Origin of the sequence: Pantoea sp. DY-17 (assembly GCF_019795975.1) — a bacterium.
In the GTDB taxonomy this organism is placed as follows: Bacteria; Pseudomonadota; Gammaproteobacteria; order Enterobacterales; family Enterobacteriaceae; genus Pantoea; species Pantoea leporis.
The window spans coordinates 547,863-570,674 of the sequence record NZ_JAIMIG010000002.1 but is presented as its reverse complement, the minus strand read 5'-3'; the positions used below and the strand labels follow the sequence as shown (position 1 = coordinate 570,674).

Annotated in this window: 18 protein-coding genes; 15 read left to right on the top strand and 3 right to left on the bottom strand. The window is 54.9% G+C overall.

Translation table 11 applies throughout. From position 1 onward, the window contains the following. Positions 1–1,290 precede the first annotated feature (1,290 nt). Positions 1,291–2,490, top strand: coding sequence for an AAA family ATPase (locus K5Y33_RS12945; protein ID WP_101761164.1), 1,200 nt, complete (start codon positions 1,291–1,293; stop codon positions 2,488–2,490). A gap of 7 nt (positions 2,491–2,497) precedes the next feature. Further along, positions 2,498–3,469 carry a ParB family protein gene (locus K5Y33_RS12940; RefSeq protein WP_110867047.1) on the top strand — a complete coding sequence of 324 codons (972 nt, stop codon included), beginning with the start codon at positions 2,498–2,500 and terminating at the stop codon, positions 3,467–3,469. A gap of 448 nt (positions 3,470–3,917) precedes the next feature. Here K5Y33_RS12940 and K5Y33_RS12935 read toward each other — a convergent pair whose 3' ends face one another. Next, the gene (locus tag K5Y33_RS12935; protein WP_222234175.1) at positions 3,918–5,846 is read right to left on the bottom strand and encodes a sigma-54-dependent Fis family transcriptional regulator; all 1,929 of its coding nucleotides are present in this window, start codon (positions 5,844–5,846) and stop codon (positions 3,918–3,920) included. Positions 5,847–6,120: 274 nt separating this feature from the next. Between K5Y33_RS12935 and ssuD the strand changes: the two genes are divergently transcribed. From ssuD to K5Y33_RS12885, 10 genes are all read left to right on the top strand, one after another. Then, positions 6,121–7,293, top strand: coding sequence for an FMNH2-dependent alkanesulfonate monooxygenase (ssuD, locus tag K5Y33_RS12930; RefSeq protein WP_101761167.1), 1,173 nt, complete (start codon positions 6,121–6,123; stop codon positions 7,291–7,293). Between the two features lie 14 nt (positions 7,294–7,307). After that, positions 7,308–8,708 (top strand): FAD/NAD(P)-binding protein, encoded by a 1,401-nt coding sequence (locus K5Y33_RS12925; protein WP_370634127.1) that lies wholly within the window; start codon positions 7,308–7,310, stop codon positions 8,706–8,708. Positions 8,709–8,782: 74 nt separating this feature from the next. Further along, entirely contained in the window at positions 8,783–10,177 is a 1,395-nt protein-coding gene (locus K5Y33_RS12920) for an LLM class flavin-dependent oxidoreductase (RefSeq protein WP_222234173.1), read from the top strand. Next, positions 10,174–11,193: a methionine ABC transporter ATP-binding protein gene (locus K5Y33_RS12915; protein ID WP_222234172.1), complete on the top strand. Its 1,020-nt coding sequence runs from the start codon at positions 10,174–10,176 to the stop codon at positions 11,191–11,193. Before K5Y33_RS12920 ends, K5Y33_RS12915 begins: the two co-directional genes overlap by 4 nt. Then, positions 11,190–11,888 carry a methionine ABC transporter permease gene (locus K5Y33_RS12910; protein WP_192235399.1) on the top strand — a complete coding sequence of 233 codons (699 nt, stop codon included), beginning with the start codon at positions 11,190–11,192 and terminating at the stop codon, positions 11,886–11,888. Before K5Y33_RS12915 ends, K5Y33_RS12910 begins: the two co-directional genes overlap by 4 nt. Further along, complete coding sequence (locus K5Y33_RS12905; RefSeq protein ID WP_222234171.1) at positions 11,885–12,760, top strand: MetQ/NlpA family ABC transporter substrate-binding protein; 876 nt, start codon at positions 11,885–11,887, stop codon at positions 12,758–12,760. The genes K5Y33_RS12910 and K5Y33_RS12905 overlap by 4 nt, the downstream gene beginning before the upstream one ends. 177 nt (positions 12,761–12,937) lie before the next feature. After that, a complete protein-coding gene (locus tag K5Y33_RS12900) occupies positions 12,938–14,377 on the top strand; it encodes an MFS transporter (RefSeq protein ID WP_192235397.1) in 1,440 nt (479 codons plus the stop codon). Further along, positions 14,374–15,579: an acyl-CoA dehydrogenase family protein gene (locus tag K5Y33_RS12895; protein ID WP_222234170.1), complete on the top strand. Its 1,206-nt coding sequence runs from the start codon at positions 14,374–14,376 to the stop codon at positions 15,577–15,579. The genes K5Y33_RS12900 and K5Y33_RS12895 overlap by 4 nt, the downstream gene beginning before the upstream one ends. Before the next feature lie 492 nt (positions 15,580–16,071). Further along, positions 16,072–16,416, top strand: a complete 345-nt coding sequence (locus K5Y33_RS12890) for a toxin (protein ID WP_137387145.1) — start codon at positions 16,072–16,074, stop codon at positions 16,414–16,416. Continuing rightward, positions 16,409–16,723: a DNA-binding transcriptional regulator gene (locus K5Y33_RS12885; RefSeq protein ID WP_210080109.1), complete on the top strand. Its 315-nt coding sequence runs from the start codon at positions 16,409–16,411 to the stop codon at positions 16,721–16,723. Before K5Y33_RS12890 ends, K5Y33_RS12885 begins: the two co-directional genes overlap by 8 nt. A gap of 134 nt (positions 16,724–16,857) precedes the next feature. On the opposite strand, the gene K5Y33_RS12880 is transcribed toward K5Y33_RS12885, so the two are convergent. Beyond that, the gene (locus tag K5Y33_RS12880) at positions 16,858–17,805 is read right to left on the bottom strand and encodes a sulfonate ABC transporter substrate-binding protein (RefSeq protein WP_192414676.1); all 948 of its coding nucleotides are present in this window, start codon (positions 17,803–17,805) and stop codon (positions 16,858–16,860) included. A 254-nt stretch (positions 17,806–18,059) separates the two neighbouring features. Between K5Y33_RS12880 and K5Y33_RS12875 the strand changes: the two genes are divergently transcribed. Both K5Y33_RS12875 and K5Y33_RS12870 read left to right on the top strand, forming a co-directional pair. Continuing rightward, positions 18,060–20,117: an FUSC family protein gene (locus tag K5Y33_RS12875; protein ID WP_222234169.1), complete on the top strand. Its 2,058-nt coding sequence runs from the start codon at positions 18,060–18,062 to the stop codon at positions 20,115–20,117. 15 nt (positions 20,118–20,132) lie between these two features. Beyond that, positions 20,133–20,822, top strand: coding sequence for an aspartate/glutamate racemase family protein (locus K5Y33_RS12870; protein ID WP_137387141.1), 690 nt, complete (start codon positions 20,133–20,135; stop codon positions 20,820–20,822). Between the two features lie 38 nt (positions 20,823–20,860). Here the strand turns inward: K5Y33_RS12870 and K5Y33_RS12865 are convergent, their stop codons facing one another. Further along, complete coding sequence (locus K5Y33_RS12865; RefSeq protein ID WP_222234168.1) at positions 20,861–21,928, bottom strand: LacI family DNA-binding transcriptional regulator; 1,068 nt, start codon at positions 21,926–21,928, stop codon at positions 20,861–20,863. A gap of 99 nt (positions 21,929–22,027) precedes the next feature. Between K5Y33_RS12865 and K5Y33_RS12860 the strand changes: the two genes are divergently transcribed. Continuing rightward, positions 22,028–22,795: a YdcF family protein gene (locus K5Y33_RS12860; RefSeq protein WP_222234167.1), complete on the top strand. Its 768-nt coding sequence runs from the start codon at positions 22,028–22,030 to the stop codon at positions 22,793–22,795. Positions 22,796–22,812: the final 17 nt, after the last annotated feature.

The window sequence follows — 22,812 nt, the reverse complement described above, 5'->3', positions numbered from 1 at the left end:
TCACTGCCTTTCTACTGATCACAGTGAACGTTTGTTGGAGCGCTCGCTATCACTGATTACAGTGAATGCGAATTAGAGGCTGCATACTGAATACAGTGAACGATCAACTGCAACTTAATGATTTATAAATATTAAAAACGCCTGTTTCGAACTGATTCACTGTAATCAGCAATATAACTGTGAATACAGCCAGTAAAAGTGACAGGGTTGGTTACTAAGCTGATTACAGTGAACGTTTGGTTTGCCTTCTCACTACAGTGAACTGAAACGTGAGACGTTCGTGCTGACGCTCATATACTGCTTGAACAACATGTCACGCTGTCACTGATTACAGTGAACATTACCAACTCGTCCCCCTGCCCTGCCAGGTTTGCAGCATGAAACAAACTCGCTCAGCGCATCGTTTTTTACTGAATACAGTGAACGTTGGGCGTTTTAATTAGCAGCGTGTATTTACTGATTACAGTGAATGTTGTTGACGACATTGTGGATATTTCGCTGTATCGCACATGGCGATTCCGGGCATATCAGCTTGTAGGCAAATAACACTCTACTGATTACAGTGAACGTTCGTCTTATCATGCTGTACTGATTACAGTGAACGTTCTGTACAGCGTCATAACTTTTACTGATTACAGTGAATGTTATCTCGGTCTGGCAAAATTGACTTACTGATTACAGTGAACGGTTTATCGCAGTGCGACGACGTCTACCGATTACAGTGAATCTTTGCCGATGAAGAGTACAAGGCTTTTACTGATTACAGTGAACGTTTGGCGTTATGTGAAAACGTCGTCAGGGTTTGCTGATTACAGTGAACATCTCACCAGCATGGCACTCATCTTTGCTCTCTCGCCTGTTTTTACTTCCAGGCATCATCTACTGATTACAGTGAATCTTCAGCCACCGCTCGCTAATTACAGTGAACCTTTTACTGATTGCAGTGAATGTTAGTCATCGACGCATTTTTGCTAGCTGATTACAGTGAACGTTCCAGCAATTTCAGCCGCCACAACCCTTCTCCTTTCTCTACTTAAAGCATACAGAATACAAATCAGCTACTGACTACAGTGAATCTTTGCCCCAAAAAACAATAAATCAGCGGTTCAAAATCGTACAAAAAACCAATATGGCTAAATTACGATCACTGATTACAGTGAACATTTGCGTTAACGTGCTCTTAATCAAGGTGTTTTCACATAACTTATTCTTCCTGAGTAGAAGAGATATATTTGCCTCGTGTGCTGGATTTATGTATAAAGTCATAAATCCTACATGTGTGGAGCAAGTATGGCTAACGATGAGAAGCAAGTTCTGAAGGTCGCACAACGTTCAGAAAGAATGCTGATGAGCCTGACTGAACAGATTCAGGCGCAGAAAGAAGAATTGCGGGAAAACACGTTCTATCAGGTTTACGCTAAAGCGGCGTTAGCCAAACTGCCTAAACTTACGCGTGCGAGCGTGGATTACGCTGTCAACGAAATGGAAGAAAATGGTTATCCGTTCGATAAGCGTGCAGCGGGCAGCTCAACCAAGTATGCGATGTCGATCCAGAATATTATCGATATCTATCACCATCGCGGTGTGCCCAAGTACCGCGATCGCCACCATGAAGCCTTTAGCATCTTTGTTGGCAACCTCAAAGGCGGCGTTTCGAAAACGGTCTCTACCGTTTCGCTGGCACACGCATTACGTGCGCATCCGCATCTGCTGTTTGAAGATTTGCGTATTCTGGTCATCGATCTGGACCCGCAATCTTCCGCCACCATGTTCCTGAACCATCAACGTTCAGTGGGATTAGTAGAAGCGACCGCCGCACAGGCGATGCTGCAGAACGTCAGCCGCGAAGAGTTACTCAACGAGTTTATCGTTTCCTCGATTATTCCGGGCGTCGATGTGCTGCCGGCGTCAATTGATGACGCCTTTATTGCCTCGCGTTGGGAAGAGTTGTGTGCCGCTCACCTGCCCGAACAAAACATCCACGCGGTGCTGTATGACAATGTAGTGGCCAAGCTGAAGAAAGATTACGACTTTATCTTTATCGACAGCGGCCCGCATCTTGATGCCTTCCTGAAGAACGCCATTGCTGCTTCAGACCTGCTGATGACGCCAGTCCCGCCCGCGCAGGTGGATTTCCACTCCACGCTAAAGTACTTAACGCGTTTGCCGGAGTTGATTGGCATCATTGAAGAATCGGGCGCAGCCTGCCGTTTGCAGGGCAACATTGGCTTTATGTCTAAACTGTCGAATAAAGCGGATCACAAGCTGTGTCACAGCCTGGCGAAAGAGATTTTTGGCGGCGATATGCTTGATGCTGCGTTGCCGCGTCTGGATGGCTTTGAGCGCTGCGGAGAGTCGTTTGATACGGTTATCTCAGCCAATCCATCAACCTACGTGGGCAGCACCGAAGCCTTAAAGAATGCGCGTTCAGCGGCGGAAGATTTCGCGAAAGCCGTATTTGACCGTATTGAATTCATTCGCCTGAACTGAGGTTACTATGAGCGCAAAAAGAATCACTATTGGCCGAACCTTCAGCCAGACACCATTGCAGACTGAGGAAAGCGCCGATGGCCATTCTCAGACATTTATTCTGGCGACGGGTAAACGCGCCCTGTTCACGCTGGAGCACATCCCGGCGAAGGAAATTGAAGAGAAAACCTTCGTTAAGATGGAAACCAATGGCCGCGATCAGTCTGGCCTGACGCCAGAATCGCTGCGCGACATCATTCGCACCATCAAATTGCAGCAGTTTTTCCCGGCGATTGGCGTAAAGCGTGACGATCGCATTGAGATTCTCGATGGTTCACGCCGTCGTGCAGCGGCTCTGCACTGCAAAACTGGGCTTGATGTGTTGGTTACAGACGTGGCTATCTCGGCGGAAGAAGCGCGTCGTTTAGCCCAGGATATTCAGACCGCGCGCGAGCACAATCTGCGTGAAGTGGGCATGCGTCTGCTATCGCTTAAAGAGAGTGGATTGTCGCAGAAAGAGATTGCGCAAAGCGAAGGCTTATCGCAGGCCAAGGTAACGCGTGCATTGCAAGCGGCAAGCGTGCCGCTTGAGCTGGTAACGCTGTTCCCGAATCATTCAGAGCTGACCTATCCTGATTATAAATCGCTGCTGCAGGCGTATGAGAAGCTGCAGGAAACCGGACAAACGGTTGATGCCCTGATCGATACTATCGGCATGGATGTTGATACCGTATGCGCGCGCGATGGATTGGCCGAAGACGAAGTGAAGAATGGCATTCTGCGTTTAGTGCGTAACGGTAGCCAGACGCTGATTCAGTCACCGGCAAAAGATAAAACCGTGGCGACGCCATTGTGGAGTTTCGCCGATAAAGACCGCTTTGCGCGTAAGAAAACGCGCGGACGCATGTTCAGCTACGAGTTTAATCGCCAGTCAAAAGAGTTGCAGGAAGAGTTGGATAAGGTGATTAACGAGACGCTCAACAAGTATCTTAATCAGTAAGTGAAAAGCCGCCTCCGGGCGGTTTTTTTATGCCCTTCTCAATGCCTCGCCAGCTCAATTTCATCGCTAACTGTATGAAATATAGATTATCGCCGCGGAAATTTCAGCCTGAAATCGCCACTGTTTCAGCCAGCAGCTCAAAGGTATCCGTTAATAAATCACCAATTACGATTAACTAACTGCAGCCAATTTAACCAGCTGTGCGCGAAAGCGACAACAGCCAGCAACAGCAGAATTGCCGTCCAGCCAGCGAGTGAAATGTCATCTGCTCGCCTAATCGATTTCATCTCTATTGTTATGAAATTTAAAGATTTTTAGCTAAAATTTCAGGCTGAAATCGCCAATTAACTTTTAGTTTCAGCCACCCTCAAAAATCCATAGGCGAGATTAGCCAGATGATATTCAATGATTTATCCACAGAAAACGTGGATAACTTTCAAGACTCACCTTACTCAATTAACGTTAAAGCTGATGAAAATTGCCAGACCGCATCGCGCACGCGCACCGGTTTATTAATCAGCCCCAACGCATAAAAGCGATCGGCGATGGTCTGCTGCTCTTTGATCACTTCGAAGGCCATCGCACGCGTTTTGTGGCTGCGATGAGTCAAAGCACGTTCTACCGATGCGATTTCCAATCCCAGCTCCTGAGCCAATAACATTGACGCTTCTTGGCGATGGCTATCAATGAACAAACCCGTTTGCTGCAAACTCTCCACCAGCTGTCTGAGGATGTCATCGTGCTGTTCAACGTAATCACGCCGCGCCAGATAGAACTGATGATTATGTACGCGCCCTTCACCATTAACCAAAACCCGCAGTTCGGGATTGCTTTCCGCAGCGCTGAGCAACGGATCCCACATCATCCAGGCATCAACCGAAAGATAATCACTGGCGGTGAGCGGATATTTCGGCGGCGTATACACCACTTTGAGTTCATCCAGACCAATGCCCGCTTCCTCCAGTAGCTGCAGCAGTAGCCAGTGAACGTTCGAGCCTTTATTAACCGATATGCGCTTACCGCGTAGATCGTTGATGGTGCGAATATCGCTGTCATGCGGTACCACGATGCCAACGCTGCTCGGCGCTGGCGGCTCCCAGGCAATATAAGTCACCGCATTGCCACTCGCCTGAGCGAAGATTGGCGGTACTTCGCCGGTGGTACCAAAATCGATTTCGTTGTTTTGCAGCGCATACAGCAGCTGTGGCCCGGCGGGAAACTCACTCCACAACACGCTAATGCCTTGCTGAGCGAAACAGTGTTCGAGGCTTTGACGGGCTTTTAACACCCCGAGATTGCCAAACTTCTGATAGCCAATGCGCAGCTCACGCTCCTGCGTCCCGTGTGTATGAGATGTCGACGTAGTTACCGGCGCTTTTCGCCGTCCTTTAATCATTCCCTGATTCGCCAGATGCGTGCGTAAAGTGTGGCGGCTAATACCTAATAGCGCCGCGGCCTGGGTTTGATTGTGATCTGTCATCGACAGCGCGTTGCTAATCAGGCTGCTGATAACGCGATCAAACAGTTGTTGCGGCTGACTGGTTAGCTGCTGCTGAAGAAAACTGTCGAGCGTTGAATCGTTTGACTCGCTAAAACCATGTTCACTGTAACCAGCAAGTCGCAACTGTGCGGGCGTCAGCGTCTCTTCGCGGCTCAGCAATACGGCGTTATGTAGCGTGTTCTCCAGTTCACGGATATTGCCCGGCCAGCTGTATTCGCGCAGCGCTTCAAGCGCATCAGCAGAAAGACGCCGTGCCGGGCGCCCTAAACGTCGTGCGTAGAGGGCGAGGAAGTGCTGTGCCAGCAGCGGAATGTCTTCACGGCGCTGACGCAGCGGCGGTAATGGCACCACCGCAATATTCAGGCGATAGAACAGATCTTCGCGGAAGCGTCGCTCGCGAATCGCCTGCGCCAAATCCACATGCGTAGCCGCGATAACCCGCACATCCACCTTGATTGCTTTACGCGAGCCTACTCGCGTAATCTCACGCTCCTGCAGCACACGCAGCAATTTAACCTGCAGTGAAGGGCTCAGCTCGCCAATCTCATCCAGCAGCAAGGTGCCGCCTTGCGCTGATTCAAACCAGCCGGGATGTGACTGCGTCGCGCCGGTAAAAGCGCCTTTCTCATGGCCAAACAACTCGGCTTCAGCCAGGCTTTCCGTCAGCGCGCCGCAGTTAACCGCGAGGAAAGGGCCGTGACGTCGCTGGCTGTGATGGTGCAGATAGCGCGCCACCACTTCTTTACCTGTGCCGGTTTCGCCGACAATCAGCACGGTGGCATCTGTGGGCGCGAACTTATCCAGCAGCGATTGAAACGCCAGAGAAGCGGGATCGACTAAGCGCGGTGAATCGGTGGGATTATAGGTGGTTAACATTGCATTGAGTCCTGTAACGAGCATATCGTTAACCTAAATGCTCACGCTGACTATTAACACCATGTAAAAAGCATAAGCAGTTGCATATGCAGCAATTGCTGTTGCGCCAGAGTCGCAAATGCAACTGTTTTGGTTGACGGCGACAAGGCTAACCGCCTGAAATACGGGGATTCGCGCCCGTTAACAACCTGGCACGCTTTCTGCTAACAGCTATATAACCAAATAAGCAGTTCAAAATGATCATTTTTTAATAAAGTTATATAGGAAAAGCATAATGGCCGATTCCGCGAACGATAAAATTAATGTCTTCTGGTTTTTACCGACGCACGGTGATGGACGCTATCTCGGCACCACGCAAGGCGGACGCCCGGTCGATTTACCCTACTTACAGCAAGTGGCGCTCGCCGCCGACAATCTTGGCTTCTACGGCGTATTAATTCCTACCGGCAAAAGCTGTGAAGATTCCTGGCTGGTGGCCTCTGCGTTAGCGCCGATCACCAAACGTCTGCGCTATTTAGTTGCGGTGCGTCCTGGCCTGCAGCCGCCAACGCTGGCAGCTCGCATGGCGACCACGCTTGATCGTCTGTCTGAAGGGCGTTTATTGATTAACGTGGTGACCGGCGGCGATCCGATTGAGAACAAAGGCGACGGCATTTTTCTCAACCACAGTGAACGTTATGAAGTCACCAAAGAGTTCCTCGACGTCTACAGCCGCCTGATGCGCGGCGAGAAAGTGGATTACGAAGGCAAGCACATTCACGTTGAAGGCGCAGAAGTGCTGTTTCCGCCGGTGCAGGAAAAGGGTCCGCCGCTCTACTTTGGTGGTTCATCGGAGGCGGCGATTGATGTAGCAGCGGAACAGATCGATACCTATCTCACCTGGGGCGAGCCACCAGCGCAGGTTGCTGAGAAGCTGGAAGTGGTGCGCGCACGTGCAGAGCAGCGCGGACGTAAGCTGGAATATGGCATTCGTTTGCATGTGATTGTGCGCGAGACCGAAGAAGAAGCCAAAGCGGCGGCAGATAAGTTGATTGGTCATCTTGATGAAGAGACCATCGCGCAGGCGCAGAAAATCTTTGCGCGTATGGATTCCGCCGGTCAGGCACGAATGAGCGCGTTGCACAACGGCTCGCGCGACAACCTCTATATCTCGCCAAATCTGTGGGCGGGTGTGGGTCTGGTGCGCGGTGGCGCGGGCACTGCGCTGGTCGGCAGCCCGGAGCAGGTGGCTGAGCGTATCCGCGAATATCAGGCGCTGGGTGTCACCAACTTCATTCTGTCCGGTTATCCGCATCTGGAAGAAGCGCATCGCGTGGCCGAATTACTGTTGCCGCTGCTACCGCTGGCTAACGCACAGCAGCAGCGTGAACGCACCATTAACACCGGCCCGTTTGGTGAAACCATTGGCGGCGATAAGCGTCCGTCAAAACAGACGAGCGCCAGCTAATGCAGGAGAAGGCAATGGCACGGGTAATCATTGTTGGCGGTGGCTTTAGCGGCACAGCGCTGGCGATTCATCTCGCACGAACCTCATCGAGCAGATTACTGATTACAGTGGTCGAACCGCGCGCCAATCTCGGCGGCGGCGTTGCCTATTCCACGCAGGAGCCTGCGCACCGCATCAACGTACCCGCTTCGCGCATGCAGTTGAGCGGTGAAGAGCAGGGCGCGTTTGACCGCTGGTATCGCCAACAGCCGGAATGTTCACTGGACTCAGTAGCGCACTGTGAAGACGGCGCGGTCTATCCGCAGCGCAGCCTGTTCGGTCGCTATCTGGCAGAACAGTTTGCGCAAGCTGCGCAGGCGTATCCGCACGTCACGCTGCGCCATGTTCAGGCCAGCGCCGTGGCCTGGGAAGGCGAGCAGCTGTTGCTCAGCAACGGCGAAACGTTGCGGGGTGATGTACTGGCGTTAGCGATCAGTCATCCGCCACCATCGTTGCCGCGTGCGCTGCAACCGTTCTCGGCGCATCCGGCGCTGATTGCCAATCCGTGGCAGCACGGCGTATTAGACGCCATCGATCCTCAATCCTCGGTGGCGATTATCGGTACCGGCCTGAGCATGGCGGACGTGGTGGCTTCATTGGGCACCCGACAGCATCGTGGCCCGTTAATCGCCTTCTCACGCCGTGGACAGCTCTCGCGCGACAATCTGAGCGGTGAATGGCCCGAATGGATGTTAGCCCCGCAGCAAGCGTCCAGCGCACGTCTGTGGCTGCGACATATTCGTGCCGAAGTCGCGCGTGCCGCGGAACAGGATTTGCCGTGGCAGCGCGTGCTCGATCAGGTGCGCGTGCAAGGCCAGGATATCTGGCAATCGCTGCCGCTGCGCGAGCAGCAACGTTTTGTCCGTCATTTGCGTTCGTGGTGGGATGTGCATCGCTATCGCATCGCGCCGCAGGTGTCAGCGGTAATCAGCGCACGACGTCAGCAGGGCAGTTTGAAGGTGCTGGCCGCGCGCCTTAGCGAAATCTCCGATGTCGGCAACCAACTGCAAATCACGCTACGCACGCGCGAGGGCGCCAGCGAAATCCACCGCCTCGATCATCTGATTGTCACAACCGGTCCCGGCCATGAAGCCTTAACTGCCAGCCAGCCGCTGCTGCAGTCGCTCAGCCAGCAAGGGCTAATCCGTGCTGACCTGCTCGGTTTTGGTATTGATGTCGACAGCCAGTCGCACACGCTCAATGTTACCGGCCAGCCCAATGCGCGCCTGTTTGTCGTCGGTCCCGCTGCGCGTGCGCGCTTCGGTGAACTGATGGGTTTGCCGCAGGTTGCCGATCACGCCGCCGCTGTGGCGAAACATATTTTACAAGAACTGCAAATCGCTCCCGCCGAGCGATGTCCCCTTTCAGCGCTTTAATCTCTCAACATCCTAAAAATTAACTGACGAACGCCGAGTCGTAACACGATCACGGCCTCGCTATGGAGATTGCTATGCCATCGCAACGTGAAATTCGCTTGAATGCATTTGATATGAACTGTGTCGGACACCAGTCGCCGGGCCTGTGGGCGCATCCGCGTGACCGTTCCTGGCAATATAAAGATCTGGAGTATTGGGTCGATTTGGCGCGCCTGCTGGAGCGCGGCAAATTTGACGGCCTGTTTATCGCCGACGTGCTCGGCGTTTACGATGTACTCAACGGCAACGGCGATGCGGCGATCCGCCAGGCGACGCAGGTGCCGGTCAACGATCCGTTAGCGCTGATTACGCCAATGGCGCTGGTGACCGAACACCTCGGCTTTGGTCTTACGGCGTCGCTGTCGTTTGAGCATCCCTATCCGTTTGCGCGCCGCTTATCCACGCTCGATCACCTGGCCAAAGGCCGCATCGGCTGGAACATCGTCACCTCGTATCTGGAGAGCGGGGCGCGCAACATTGGGCACAAAACCCAGACCGATCACGACAGCCGCTACGATTACGCCGACGAGTATCTGCAAGTGGTGTACAAGCTGCTGGAAGGCAGCTGGGAGCAGGATGCAGTATTGCGTGACCGCGAACGCCGTATCTTCAGCGACCCGCGTAAAATCCATCCCATCAATCATCAGGGCACCTTCTTCAACGTGCCGGGCATTCACCTGTGCGAACCGTCACCGCAGCGCACGCCAGTGCTGTATCAGGCGGGCGCATCGAGTCGTGGCAAACAGTTTGCCGCAGAACATGCCGAATGCGTATTTGTTGCCGCGCCGTCGAAAGTGCTGCTGAAGAAAACCGTCGCCGATATTCGCCGCCGCGCGGCGGAAGCGGGGCGCGATCCTTACAGCATCAAAATCTTCAATCTGCAAACCGTGATTGTTGGCGAAACCAATCTGGCGGCGCAGGCGAAATGGAAAGAGTACACCAGTTGGGTCAGCTACGAAGGCGCGCTGGCGCTGGTATCAGGCTGGACCGGTATCGACTTCGGCCAGTATCAGCCGGATCAGGTGCTGAAATATATCCACACCAATGCCATTCAATCGGCGGTCGAAACTTTCTCCACCGCCGATCCCGATCGTCAGTGGACGGTAAAAGCACTGGCGGATTGGGTCGGCATCGGCGGTTTTGGTCCGCTGATTGTCGGCAGCGCGGAAACCGTCGCGGATGAGTTGCAAAGCTGGGTTGAAGAGACCGACGTAGATGGCTTCAATTTCGCCTACGCACTGACTCATGAAACCTTTGAAGATGTGGTGGAGCTGCTGATCCCGGAGCTGCAAAAGCGCGGCGTCTACAAAAAAGAGTACGCGCAGGGCACGCTGCGCGAAAAGTTATTCGCCGCCGGTCCGCAGCTGCAGGCACCGCATCCGGGCGCGGGCTATCGCGTTAAATCCTCCACGCCGCAGGAGGTCTCATGATCGAAATAGAACAGCTCAGCAAACACTATCGCGCGCCCGACGGCCGCATCACCGAGGTGCTGAAATCCATCAGCCTGCAAGTACCGCAAGCCAACATCACCGCGGTAGTTGGGCCGAGCGGCGCGGGTAAATCGACGCTGGCGAAGTGTATCAGCCTGCTGGAGCAACCGAGCGCCGGCAGCATCCGCGTTAACGGCAGCGATCTTTCTCGTCTGGATGGCGAAGCGCTGCGTCAGGCGCGTCGCTCAATTGGTACCGTGTTCCAGTCTTCCGCGCTGCTGCAACGCAAAACCGCGTGGGAGAATATCGCATTGCCGCTGCACTATCTTGGCGTGGTGGATCGCGATATCGCCGCGCGCGTGGGCGAACTGCTCGATAGCGTCGGCCTCAGCCACAAAGCCAAAGCCTATCCTGGCCAGCTTTCCGGTGGTCAGCGGCAGCGTATTGGCATCGCGCGTGCGCTGGCATTGCGCCCGTCGGTGTTGCTGGCAGATGAAGCCACTTCAGGGCTCGATCCCGAAGCCACCGTCACCGTGCTCGACCTGCTGAAAAAACTGCGTGATGACTACAAGCTGGCGATTGTGCTGATCACCCATGAAATGGACGCGGTGCGTCAGGCGGCAGATGCGGTAGCGGAAATTCGCGACGGCCAAATCGTGCAGTACGGCGTGGTGAAAGAGCTGCTGGCGCAACCCGATTCGCTATTGGGACAGCGCCTGTTCCCGCTGGCGGCGCAGGCGGGCGATGCCGAACTGGTGTTGCAGCTGAGTTATCGCACCGATGTGCCAGTCGCCAGCGACTGGATTTCGCGCCTCAGCCAGCAGTTTGGTCTGCGTATTGATCTGCTCGGCGCGCACGTTGAGCAGGTGAATGGTCTGCAAGCTGGCCGCCTCAAGGTGGGCATTCACTATCAACAGGAACGCGTGCCGCTGGCGCGTTTGCTATCGCAGCTGGAACAGCTGGGCTTAGTTGCCAGCGTTTCCGGCAGCGTGCTGTCATTGCGGGAGGCGGTATGAGCGTATCAGTGATGAGTCAGGATACGCCGTGGCCAGACATCCCGGCGCTGATGTTGCCCGCTCTGGGCGAAACCGCATTGATGGTGGCGATCGTGATGCTGTTCGTGATCACGTTTGGCGGCATCGTCGGCGTGGTGCTGTTCAACACCTCGGTGCGCGGTCTGTTTCCGCATCGCGGAATTAATAGAGTGTTGAGCTGGATCGTCAACATGGGCCGTTCGCTGCCGTTTCTGGTGCTGATGGCGGCCATCATTCCGTTCACCTTCTGGCTTACCGGCACCACCATCGGCATTCCTGCCGCCGTTGTGCCGATGATCGCCGCGGGTATTCCGTTCTTTGGCCGTTTGGTGGACAACGCGCTGCGTGAGCTGCCCGGTGAAGTCACGGCGGTGGGCTTGGTGTGCGGCGGTTCGCGCTGGCAGATTATTCGCTCGGCACAACTTAGCGAAGCGCTGCCGGCGATTGTGGCGGCAGTGACGCTCAACCTGATCTCAATGATTGAGTACTCCGCCATTGCCGGCACCATCGGCGCGGGCGGTATCGGCTATCTGGCGGTGGTGTACGGTTATCAGCGCTTCGATAATCACATCATGATCGCCACCATCGTGGTGCTGATCGCCTTAATTCAAACCATTCAATTTCTCGGCGACCGTTTGGTCACCGCATTACGCCATCCTCAGGGGACATCGTTATGACAACACAAGATTTCGAGCTGCGTAAAACCCGCCGCTGGCCGTGGCTGCTACTGATTATAGTGGTCGTTTTACTTGCAGCAGGCGGCTGGTTCTGGCGCAGCCAACAGGCGCAGGCGGTGGTCTTTGGCACCACGCTGAAGGTGCATTTTGAACCGGCGATGGCGGGCGAGCAGAAGCTGATTGAATACGTTGGCGAGCACATCGCGCCCGATTACGGCCTGAAGCTGGAGGCGGTTGGCATGCAGGATCCGGTGCAAGCCGACCGCGCGGTAGCGGAAGGGCAGTATGCCGCCACCGTATATCAGCATCAGTGGTGGCTAAAGCAAGTGGTGGATGCCAACGGTTTTGCGCTCACCTCAACGCTGCCGCTGTTCCAGTGGGCGTTTGGCATCTACTCCGATCGCTACACATCGGTAGCGGATCTGCCGCAGGGCGCGACCATCGTGGTGCCGGATGACGGCGCCAATCAGGGCCAGGCATTATGGTTGCTGGCGCGTCAGGGTTTAATCACGCTCGATCCCAACGTCGAGCCGCGCACGGCCAAACTGAAGAACATTGTCGGCAATCCGCACGGTTTCGTGTTTAAAGAGCTCGATTTGCTGACCATGCCGCGTGCGCTCAACTCGGTGGATGCGGCGATTGGTTACGTCTCGCAATTTGATGCCGGTAAAGTGCCGCGCGAAAAAGGCATTCTCTTCCCGCCTGCGCCGCGCACTTTCGCCTCACAGCTGGTGATTGGCACGCCTTATCTGGACCAGGAAAACATCGAGAAGCTGAAAAAAGCCTTCTCCGATCCGCGCGTCCAGCAGTGGTTGAAGACCACCGACGATCCGCTGGTAAAAGGCGTGTTGGTGCCGGTCTCAGCCGAATAAAGTGTTGCTGTTTGAACACCCGGACGCGTCAGGCGTGTCCGGGTTTTTGTGTTGGCTAAAAACCATTTATCTAATTGATTTTAATGTAAATTTATATAAAGAATTGTTGTTTTGGCGCAGCCAGAAAAACGCTTATAACAACCTCACCTGCACTACAAAACAACAACGTGAGGCGTTATGAGTTCTCTTCCTTTAGAAAACACCATTCCGGTTTCCGAACCGGTACGTTCGGTCAGTGATGTGGCAAGGCTGATAAACACTCGCACCAAAAATGACAACTACGCGCGCATGATTGTGTTCCTCGCGCTCGGCGGCGTGTTCCTCGACGCCTACGATCTCACCACGCTGTCGTACGGCATCGATGATGTGGTGCGCGAGTTTCAGCTCTCACCGCTGCTCACCGGCTTAGTCACTTCCTCAATTATGGTTGGCACCATCGTCGGCAATCTGGTGGGCGGGTGGCTGACGGATAAATATGGCCGCTATTCGGTGTTCATGGCCGACATGCTGTTCTTTGTGGTTTCAGCGATTGCGGCGGGGTTAGCACCGAACGTGTGGGTGCTGATTGGCGCGCGCTTCCTGATGGGCGTGGGCGTCGGCATCGATTTGCCGGTGGCGATGTCATATCTGGCGGAGTTCTCCAAATTCGCTGGTAAAGGCAACAAGGCATCCCGACTCGCAGCCTGGTGCCCGATGTGGTACGCCGCCTCAACGCTGTGCTTCCTGCTGATCTTCGCGCTCTACTTCCTGCTGCCGAAAGAGCATCTTGACTGGCTGTGGCGCGCGTCGCTGCTGTTCGGTGCGGTACCGGCGCTGCTGATCATCGCGGTGCGCAGCAAATTCATGAACGAATCGCCACTGTGGGCGGCGAATCAGGGCGATCTGAAATCCGCGGTGCGCATTCTGCGTGATTCCTACGGCATTCACGCCCACGAAGCGGAACACGAAGCGCCACCGGCTGCTGCGGCACCGAAAGTGAGTTTCCGCGTGCTGTTTGAGAAGCCGTGGCGCGAACGCACCATCGTCGCGGGCGTGATGAACATCTGTATCTCGTTTGAATACACCGCCATTGCCTTCTTCCTGCCGTCGATTCTGGCGCAGTTCCTCGGCGCGGGCGTGTTTGAAACCATCTCGGCATCGCTGGGACTCAACGCGCTGTTCGCCTTTACCGGCGGCCTGCTTGGCATGCGTCTGGCGTGGAAATATCCGTCGCGCCACGTCGCCATCGCTGGCTTTGCCCTGCAATTCTTTGCGCTGATCGCGCTGGCGTTAATTGGTCATCCGCAAGCCATCGCCGGAATCGTCTTTGCAGTTTTGATGCTCGGCTTGTGGCTGTTTGCCGAGGGCTTCGGGCCGGGCGCGCAGCTGATGGTCTATCCAGCGCTTTCCTATCCAACCTCGATTCGCGCTACCGGCGTGGGCTTTAGCCGCGCGCTTTCCGGCATCGGTAGCGCGTTAGCGCTGTTCATCCTGCCGCTTCTGCAGGCCGCGCTCGGCACCAACATGTTTTGGGTGGTTTCGCTGGCAGCGATCATCCCAATCTTCTTCCTGCTGGCGGTGCGCCACGAGCCCACGCTGCATGACATCGACGATCTTTCACATCAGGAGTCACCATGAGTTTACTGGCAACAGGCACCGATTATGAGGCGCTGGCGGCGCACTTCCGGCCGATCTTCACGCGCATCGCTGAAGGAACGGTGGCGCGCGAGCGGGAACGTACCTTGCCGCATCAACCGATTAGCTGGCTTAAAGAGGCGGGATTCGGCACGGTGCGCATTCCGCAAGAGAAGGGCGGTTGGGGCGCATCGCTGCCGCAGCTGTTCCAGCTGTTAACCGAGCTGGCAGAAGCCGACTCGAATCTGCCGCAGGCGCTGCGCGCGCATTTCGCTTTTGTCGAAGATCGATTGAATCAGCCGGATAGCGCGGAACGCGATCGCTGGTTTGGCCGTTTTATTGATGGCGAGCTGGTGGGCAGCGGCTGGACGGAAATTGGCACGGTAAAACTCGGCGATGTCATCACGCGCGTCACGCCAGGCGAAAGCGGCTGGACGCTGAGCGGCGAGAAGTTTTACAGCACCGGCACGCTGTTCGCCGACTGGATTGATGTCTATGCGCGCCGCAATGACAATCAGGGCGACGTTATCGCTCTGGTGAACACTCACCAACCCGGGGTGACGCGTGAGGACGACTGGGACGGCTTTGGCCAGCGCTTAACCGGCAGCGGCACCACGCGTTTCGCTAACGCCCATGTCGAGCAGGGACACGTCTACGATTTCGCCACCCGCTTCCGTTATCAAACCGCCTTCTATCAGCATGTCTTGCTGTCAACGCTGGCGGGAATTGGCCGTGCGGTGGCGCGCGATGGTGCGCAGGCGGTGGCGGCGCGAAATCGGGTTTACAGCCATGGCAACGGCGGCGCTGTGCGTCAGGATGCGCAGATTCTGCAGGTGATCGGTGAAATTACCAGCCTGGCGTTTGCGGTGGAAGCCACGGTGATCCGCGCGACACATTCACTGCAATCAGCATATGTTGCCCACTTCAGCAGCGATGAAGCGCAAATTGCCGCAGCAAATGTGCTGGCCGAAGCTGAAGCGGGGCAGGCGCAGGTGATTGCCAGCGAGCTGGTGACACGCGCCGCCACCGAGCTGTTTAACGCACTGGGCGCATCAGATACGCGCGTCAGCAAAGCGCTGGATCGTCACTGGCGCAACGCGCGCACCCTGTCGTCACATAATCCGGTGGTGTACAAAGCGCGTGATATCGGCGACTGGAAAGTGAATGGCACCGCACCCACCAGTGTGTGGCAGATTGGCAGCTGAGAGGGCTGATAAAACCCGGTGCGCGTAAATGCGCACCCTACAAATGCTCGAATCGTAGGGTCACTCCAATCAGTGTTAGATTATGGTCCAACATTTGGGGTGCAGTTCATGAATGGCGACCATAACTTACGAACCCATTAAATAATCACGTTACATCACTATGTGAACCACAATCCAAAATTCAAAACTGTTCAATATTAAGCCAAAATTTATATTCGTGATCGCTGATTTATTAATTACGATTGGCCCTGTTTTTTTTGAATGGATATCAGTAACAGGGAGCAACAGAATGCAATCAGCTAGCTTTCAAACGGGTATTTTTGGTTCACATAGCACCTGTCCCCACGGCATACAAACCTTCATTAGTGAGATGATTCTCTACACATTCTGAAAAAACTAACTGTTTAAATGATCCGAGATTCAACGCGGATATTCGTTGATCTATCCCCAACTTGGGGATATTGTATCTCTTGGTTGGGGACAGGTACAAACATGCACGCGACATTTATTGAGCTGTCCAGCTTTCAGAAGTACCGGGTGGAATACCTGAGCGATGATCAGTTTAGGCTTTTCCAGAATATGTTGATGGCCGACCCTGAAAAGGGCGACGTGATCCCAGATACGGGCGGCCTGCGTAAAGTCCGGTTCAGGGATGAGCGTCGAAACAAGGGCACAAGAGGCGGCATTAGGGTTATCTATTACTGGACGAACGAAAAAGGCCAGTTCATCCTGTTTACCATTTACGATAAGGATCAACGCGACGATCTGACCAAACAGCAGCGCGACGCCTTGGGTTCGGCGCTGAACGTGATTAAAAAGGGGCTGAGACATGACTGAACGCGATATTTTCAGTGAGCTGATGACGGGAATGCAGGAGCTGAAAGATCATAAGGACGGAAAAATCACGCTCAAGACCTACAAGGTCAGCAAGCGCGCGCCCGTCACCATCGCGCCACAGGAGCTGCGTGATGTACGCGAAAAACTTAACCTTTCTCAGGCCGTTTTTGCGCACTACCTTCACACAGGTGAAACCACCTATCAAAACTGGGAGCAAGGCAGGTCCAGGCCTAACGCCCAAGCTGTTTTGCTTATACGCATGGTTCAGCAGAATCCTGAAACCCTGAAAACGCTCGCACAGCTTTAACACACGCGGTTGGTACTCATCGTACCGTCAAAGTTTGAACCTATTGCACGAGGCAAAAAAGCGTTTGAATAATGACTACCATTACGAATAAAAGATAAATCCGGGCCAATAGTCAGGCCCGGATTTATTTATTTTTACTTCTTATCCAGCGACCAGGTCGCGCTGCGCACATCCACTTTCACCGGCAACAGTCCCACGCGCGTAAAGGTATCCGCTAACGCCTGCTGCTCATCAAACACCTGCGGCGACATGCGTGACGCGCCGTAAGGCAGGCGTTTAATGGTGGTTTGCCAGATGGCTTTATCCAGGCCGGTTGATTTCGACAGAATCGCTGCCGCGTCATCCGGGTTCTTGTTGGCCCAATCGCTGAGTTTGCTCAACTCATCGACAACCTGTTTCGCAGTATCAGGATGACCTTCCGCGAACGGACGGCTGGCGAGATAGAAGGTGTAATGTGGCACTAATCCTTCCGCATTGCGGATTTCACGCGCACCGGCATTGGCTTCCACTTCGGCAAGGTACGGATCCCAAATCACCCATGCATCAATCGCGCCTTTCTGGAAAGCCGCGCGTGCATCGGCGGGCGGCAGATACACCGGTGTCACGTCTTTGTAGTTAAGCCCCGCATCTTCCAGCGCTTTCACCAGCAGATAGTTAACGTCAGAGCCTTTGTTCAGACCGACACGTTTACCTTTCAAATCCGCCACGCTCTTAATGGCAGAATCTTTTGGCACCACGATGGCTTCGGTTTTTGGGTTAGCCGGTGAATGACCGAGATAGATCAAATCGGCTTTCGCTGCCTGGGCGAAGGCCGGTGGCGCATCGCCGGTTGCCGCCAAATCAATGCTGCCAACGTTTAAGCCTTCCAGCATCTGCGGCCCTGCCGGGAACTCCACCCAGCGGATAGCGATACCTTCCTTCTTAAAGGTTTCATCCAGCGTGCCGCGATATTTCAGCAGGGCAAAGATGTTGGCTTTTTGATAGCCGATGGTGACGGTTTCTGGGTTAGCGGCAAAAGCGTGCGTGGAGAGCAGGCCAACGCTGAGAGCTAAAGCGCTCAGGACAGGAAGTTTTGCTTTCATGATGATTCTCACGTGGTTTTTTTGCCACCTTAGCAAAGCCCTTATATAACCAATAAATAACTAATTTCGATCGCTTATAACTATTATCTATGTGATCTGGATCATTCACTGTAATCAGCAAACGCGTCCGCCATTTCCATAGATGCCCATATAATTAGCACGGTAATAATTTGTATAACAAATCAAAATGCCATTGCCAAAAGCTTCTGTCAGGATAAGCCATTCCGCTGCCTGCATAAGGTTTTATCCGTTCTATGAAGTGGTTTTCACGAAGCGCAATGCTGTTTTCTGCCAAAACCTGTCTTGCTGCCTTTCTGGCTTTTTACATTGCTCTGGAACTCAATCTCGATAAACCGGCCTGGTCACTGACTACAGTGTACGTTGCCTCGCAGCTCTATTCGGGATCGACGGTATCAAAATCGGTTTTCCGTTTCTTCGGCACCCTGCTGGGCGGCTTGTTTACGCTACTGATCTACCCCGCCACGGTGCAGGATCCGCTGCTGTTCAGCCTGTGCATCTCGCTTTGGGTGGCGGTTTGCCTCTATTTTTCGCTGCACGACCGCACGCCAAAGAGCTATGTGTTTATGCTGGCGGGCTACAGCGCGGCGATCATGGGTTTTCCCGATGTGGTGTCGCCATCGGCCATCACCTACACGGTGATCTCGCGTGTTGAAGAGATCACCGTCGCCATCGTCTGCAGCAGCCTGGTGCATCGCCTGCTGTGGCCGGTCTCGATGCGCAATCTGTTAGAGCAGAGCGTGAACCTGTGGTATCAGAACGCGCGCAAGCTGTGCAGCGAACTGGTCACGGCGATGCCCGCTGAGAAGTCGGTGGAGCGCGAAGATATCCTGATTCAGATGGCCAACTATCCGCTTAACGTCGAAACGCTCATCACGCACTGCGTGTATGAAGGCGATGCCGCGCGGCGTCTGGTGCGCTTAGTCAGCGTGCAGTATCAGCATCTCTCCTATTTCATCCCCACGCTGACGGCAATCGAATCGCGCCTCAATTTGCTGGCGCAGCAGCAAATCCGTTTTCCCGACTTTATCGCCGAGGTGTTTCAGCAATTTTTGCTATGGCTAAATGGTGAAGATCAGCTGCCGGTGCGCGACCAGCTCAGCCACGCGCAAGATCAGCTGAAACGGGCGTGGCAACAGGGCAGGCTCAACAGCGAAGAGAGCATTTTGCTGAGCGGATTGCTGGAGCGCCTACTCAACTTTGTGCGCATCGTTGATGCCTATCAAAGCGTGAGCGAACGCGTCAGTGAATGGACGCCCGCGGTTAAAGCCGGAAAAATGGCGCGCGCGCACAAACACGTCGATAAGGGTTTGTTGCTGTTGTCGTCGTTTACCGCGTTTATTGCCACCTTCGTTACCTGCGTATTTTGGATCGGCAGCGGCTGGGTGGATGGTGCCACCGCACCAATGATGGCGGCGGTGCTGTGCTCCTTCTTTGCCGGCATGGACAGCCCGATTGCGCCGATGAAGCTGTTCCTGAAAGGGGTGCTGATTTCTGTGGTGATCAGCCTGCTGTATATCACCTTGCTGATTCCGCAGGCGGTGACCTTCGAAGCGCTGGTGATTTGCCTTGCGCCGGGCTTGTTGGCGCTGGGATTGGTTATCGCCAATCCGTCAACCAACCTGATTGGTCTGATTGTCGCCACGCAGATTCCCGGGCTGATTGGCATGAGCCACAACTTCAAGCCCGATCTACAGCTTATAGTGAACGCTATTCTTTCGACGCTGGTGGGCATTACCTTCGCGGTGGTGATCACGGCGCTGATCCGCAACAAGCGCCCGTCGTGGACCGCCAAACGCGCGGTGCGCAAAGGTATCCGCGAGCTGCTGCAGTTTATCGCCACGGTGCGGCTCAACAGCGTCACGCTGACCGCGCGTCAGCAGTTTGTTTCGCGCACGCTGGATAAGGTCAACATTATTCTGCCGCGTAAGCGTGTCGATCCGGTGCCAGAGTTGGTCTCCGGCGGCAATCTGATTGCCGAAGCCTGGCTGGGCGCAAACTGCTACGACTATTACACGCGTCATCGTGAACTGCTGCTGGCGCATCACATCGAAAGCGCGGCGATGTTCCATGAGCTGAGCCAGTTTCTTAAGCGTCGGTTAAAATCGCTGCAAACCACGCCGCAGCCGGAATTGTTAGCGGAATTGAATACGTTGTTGCTGCGGCTGGAAGCGGCAGCGTTGCAGGAGAACACGCTGTTTGCGCCAATGTTCCACCTGTTCAATATTCGCTTATCGTTGTTTCCTGCAGCGCGCTGGCCGGAAAACCATTACAGTGCTGAGCAGCATGTTTAAAACGGAGTTAAGCAGATGAAAATGATCGGTTTGATTGGCGGAATGAGCTGGGAATCCACCGCGCTCTATTACCGTATTATCAATGAGCAGGTGAAGCAGCAGCTGGGCGGTTTGCACTCCGCGCGCAGCCTGATGTACAGCGTCGATTTCCACGAAATTGAAAAGCTACAGGCCGCTGGCGAGTGGCAAAAAGCGGGCGAGATCCTGGCAGAAGCGGCGCTCAGTCTGGAAAAGGGCGGCGCGGATTTTATTGTGCTCTGTACCAATACCATGCACAAAGTCGCGCAGCAGATCACTGATGCGGTCCGCATTCCGCTGCTGCATATCGCCGATGCCACCGCACAACGCATTCGTCAGGCGGGCGTAAAAAAAGTCGGCTTGCTAGCAACGGCGTTCACCATGGAACAGGAATTCTACAAAGGCCGACTTAATCAGTCGGAGATCGACGTTTTGGTTCCCGATGCAGCCGGTCGTAAAGTGGTGCACGACATCATTTATCAGGAACTCTGTCTTGGCGTGATCCGCGATGAATCTCGTGCGCAATACCGCAAGATTATTGCTGAGCTGGTGGAGCAGGGCGCAGAAGCGATTATTCTCGGCTGCACCGAAATCACCTTACTGGTAAAAGCGGAAGATGCCAGCGTGCCGCTGTTCGATACCACCTTGATCCACGCAGAAGATGCCGTAAAACTCGCACTCGGGTAATTACGACCAGGTGCGCAAATTTGCGCACCTAAACCTATTTATGAGGTGCGCTTTAACTTGCGCGCCAACACCTGCAACTGCTGCGCAATCTCCGCCACATCCACCTCATCTTGCTGCGGCGTCGCGGTGGTTTCCCGCAACACTAACTCGGTTTCCAGCGTCTTCTCTGCCACATCGTCGCCTTCCAGCTGCGCCAGCAAGCGATCAACGCTTACCGCGCCCAACTGCTGCAAATCCTGACGCACGGTGGTTAATGGCGGCTGATACCACGCGCTTTCCGCGGTATCGTCGTAGCCAATCAGCGAAATCTCCGCCGGGATCTTCACGCCGTGCTGATGCAGCGCGCGCATCGCGCCGAGCGCCATTTGATCGTTAGCCACCAGCAGCGCTTGCGGCAGAGTGTTGGGCAACCGCGCCAGCAGCGCCTGATAACCCGATGCCGCGCTCCAGTCACCGCTCAGCACGCAGAATGGCTTGAGCTGATGCGCCGCCAGCGCCTGTTGCCACGCGGCGAAACGCGCGCGCGCCGAGGCAGAACTTTCCGGTCCATTTAACACGCCAATCTGGCGATGGCCGAGCGCCACCAGATGATCGACCGCCTGCTGCGCACCGGATTCGCTCTGATACTGGCACTGCGCCACTTCAGCGCTGCGCTCCACATCAAGAAACAGCACCGGCTTGTTGTCGCACTGTTGCTGAATCTGCGCAGCCTGCGCCGCATCGAGCGGCAGGTTAATGAGCAGCGCATCCACGCGCTGCGCCAGCAGTTCATTCACTGTATCCTGCGGCGCATTATCGGGATTCGCCATGGCGATCACCAGATGATAACCCTGCGCCGCCGCCCGTTGCTGAATCGCCGAAGCGATCTGCGCGGGCGCCATCAAGGCTAAATCGCTGGTGGCGAGACCCAGCGTGCGGGTGTTTTTGCCCGCCAGCTGCTGCGCCACGCGATTCGGCACATAGTTGAGCTGCTGCATCGCGGCTTCTACTTTGGCGCGGGTGCGTGGCGAAACCTGTTCGGAATGGTTGAGAACGCGGGAAACGGTTTGATAAGAAACCCCAGCCAGATGAGCAACATCATCGAGGGTTACGGAGCGCGCAGTCATGAATCTCTCCTGAAGATTAAGCTGCGAGTGTAGCAAATTTTTCCCTGCCGATACGCACTTAAGCCGCTACACTGCCAAAGGTAAAAAGAGGAGAACCGGATGCAGCTCAATAATCATCAGATTCAGGATATCAACACCCTGGCGGCCTGGCTGGCGCTGGATCAGATGCCACAAGATGGCACGCTCGACATCGATTTAGCCATTCTCGCTGGTCACGCGGTACTGCCGAACGTGGAAGCGGTGATTGCCGTGGCGAAAAAGTATCAGCTGCCGTTATTGATCAGTGGCGGCACCGGTCACTCAACCTCGCTGCTGGTGGAGATGCTCGCCGCACATCCGCTGTATCGCCAAATCGACAGCAAAGGCAAAAGCGAAGCCGAGTTGCTGGGCGATGTCGCCCGCGTATTTGCCGCGCTGCCGGACGATTTGCTGCTGCTGGAAACCGCCTCACGCAACTGCGGGGAAAACGCGGCCTTCAGCCAAAAGCTGCTGGATGAGCACAGCTGGCAGCCGCAGCGCGTGCTGCTGGTGCAGGATCCGCTGATGCAGCGTCGCACCTGGGAAACCTTCCGCTATCAATGGCGCGATCGTCCGGATGCACCGGAATTTATCAGCTGGCCGGTATTTGTGCCGCAGGTGATGATGGACGCGGGCATGCTGCGCATCATCGGTGCGCCGCCGCAAGGATTGTGGTCGATGGAGCGTTTTCTGTCGCTGCTGATGGGTGAAATCCAGCGCCTGCGCGACGATGAAAACGGTTACGGGCCGCGCGGAAAAGGTTTCCTCGGCCACGTCGAGGTGCCAGAAGCGGTGGAAGCCGGTTGGCAACGCCTGAAGCAGTTGCCCGGCGTGCAGTCACGGTTGTGATGTTTCGGTCGCCATGA

Coding starts and splice junctions, on each gene's coding strand:
- K5Y33_RS12945 (WP_101761164.1), top strand. CDS start 1,291: ATGGCTAACGATGAGAAGCAAGTTCTGAAGGTCGCACAACGTTCAGAA.
- K5Y33_RS12940 (WP_110867047.1), top strand. CDS start 2,498: ATGAGCGCAAAAAGAATCACTATTGGCCGAACCTTCAGCCAGACACCA.
- K5Y33_RS12935 (WP_222234175.1), bottom strand. CDS start 5,846: ATGTTAACCACCTATAATCCCACCGATTCACCGCGCTTAGTCGATCCC.
- ssuD (WP_101761167.1), top strand. CDS start 6,121: ATGGCCGATTCCGCGAACGATAAAATTAATGTCTTCTGGTTTTTACCG.
- K5Y33_RS12925 (WP_370634127.1), top strand. CDS start 7,308: ATGGCACGGGTAATCATTGTTGGCGGTGGCTTTAGCGGCACAGCGCTG.
- K5Y33_RS12920 (WP_222234173.1), top strand. CDS start 8,783: ATGCCATCGCAACGTGAAATTCGCTTGAATGCATTTGATATGAACTGT.
- K5Y33_RS12915 (WP_222234172.1), top strand. CDS start 10,174: ATGATCGAAATAGAACAGCTCAGCAAACACTATCGCGCGCCCGACGGC.
- K5Y33_RS12910 (WP_192235399.1), top strand. CDS start 11,190: ATGAGCGTATCAGTGATGAGTCAGGATACGCCGTGGCCAGACATCCCG.
- K5Y33_RS12905 (WP_222234171.1), top strand. CDS start 11,885: ATGACAACACAAGATTTCGAGCTGCGTAAAACCCGCCGCTGGCCGTGG.
- K5Y33_RS12900 (WP_192235397.1), top strand. CDS start 12,938: ATGAGTTCTCTTCCTTTAGAAAACACCATTCCGGTTTCCGAACCGGTA.
- K5Y33_RS12895 (WP_222234170.1), top strand. CDS start 14,374: ATGAGTTTACTGGCAACAGGCACCGATTATGAGGCGCTGGCGGCGCAC.
- K5Y33_RS12890 (WP_137387145.1), top strand. CDS start 16,072: ATGCACGCGACATTTATTGAGCTGTCCAGCTTTCAGAAGTACCGGGTG.
- K5Y33_RS12885 (WP_210080109.1), top strand. CDS start 16,409: ATGACTGAACGCGATATTTTCAGTGAGCTGATGACGGGAATGCAGGAG.
- K5Y33_RS12880 (WP_192414676.1), bottom strand. CDS start 17,805: ATGAAAGCAAAACTTCCTGTCCTGAGCGCTTTAGCTCTCAGCGTTGGC.
- K5Y33_RS12875 (WP_222234169.1), top strand. CDS start 18,060: ATGAAGTGGTTTTCACGAAGCGCAATGCTGTTTTCTGCCAAAACCTGT.
- K5Y33_RS12870 (WP_137387141.1), top strand. CDS start 20,133: ATGAAAATGATCGGTTTGATTGGCGGAATGAGCTGGGAATCCACCGCG.
- K5Y33_RS12865 (WP_222234168.1), bottom strand. CDS start 21,928: ATGACTGCGCGCTCCGTAACCCTCGATGATGTTGCTCATCTGGCTGGG.
- K5Y33_RS12860 (WP_222234167.1), top strand. CDS start 22,028: ATGCAGCTCAATAATCATCAGATTCAGGATATCAACACCCTGGCGGCC.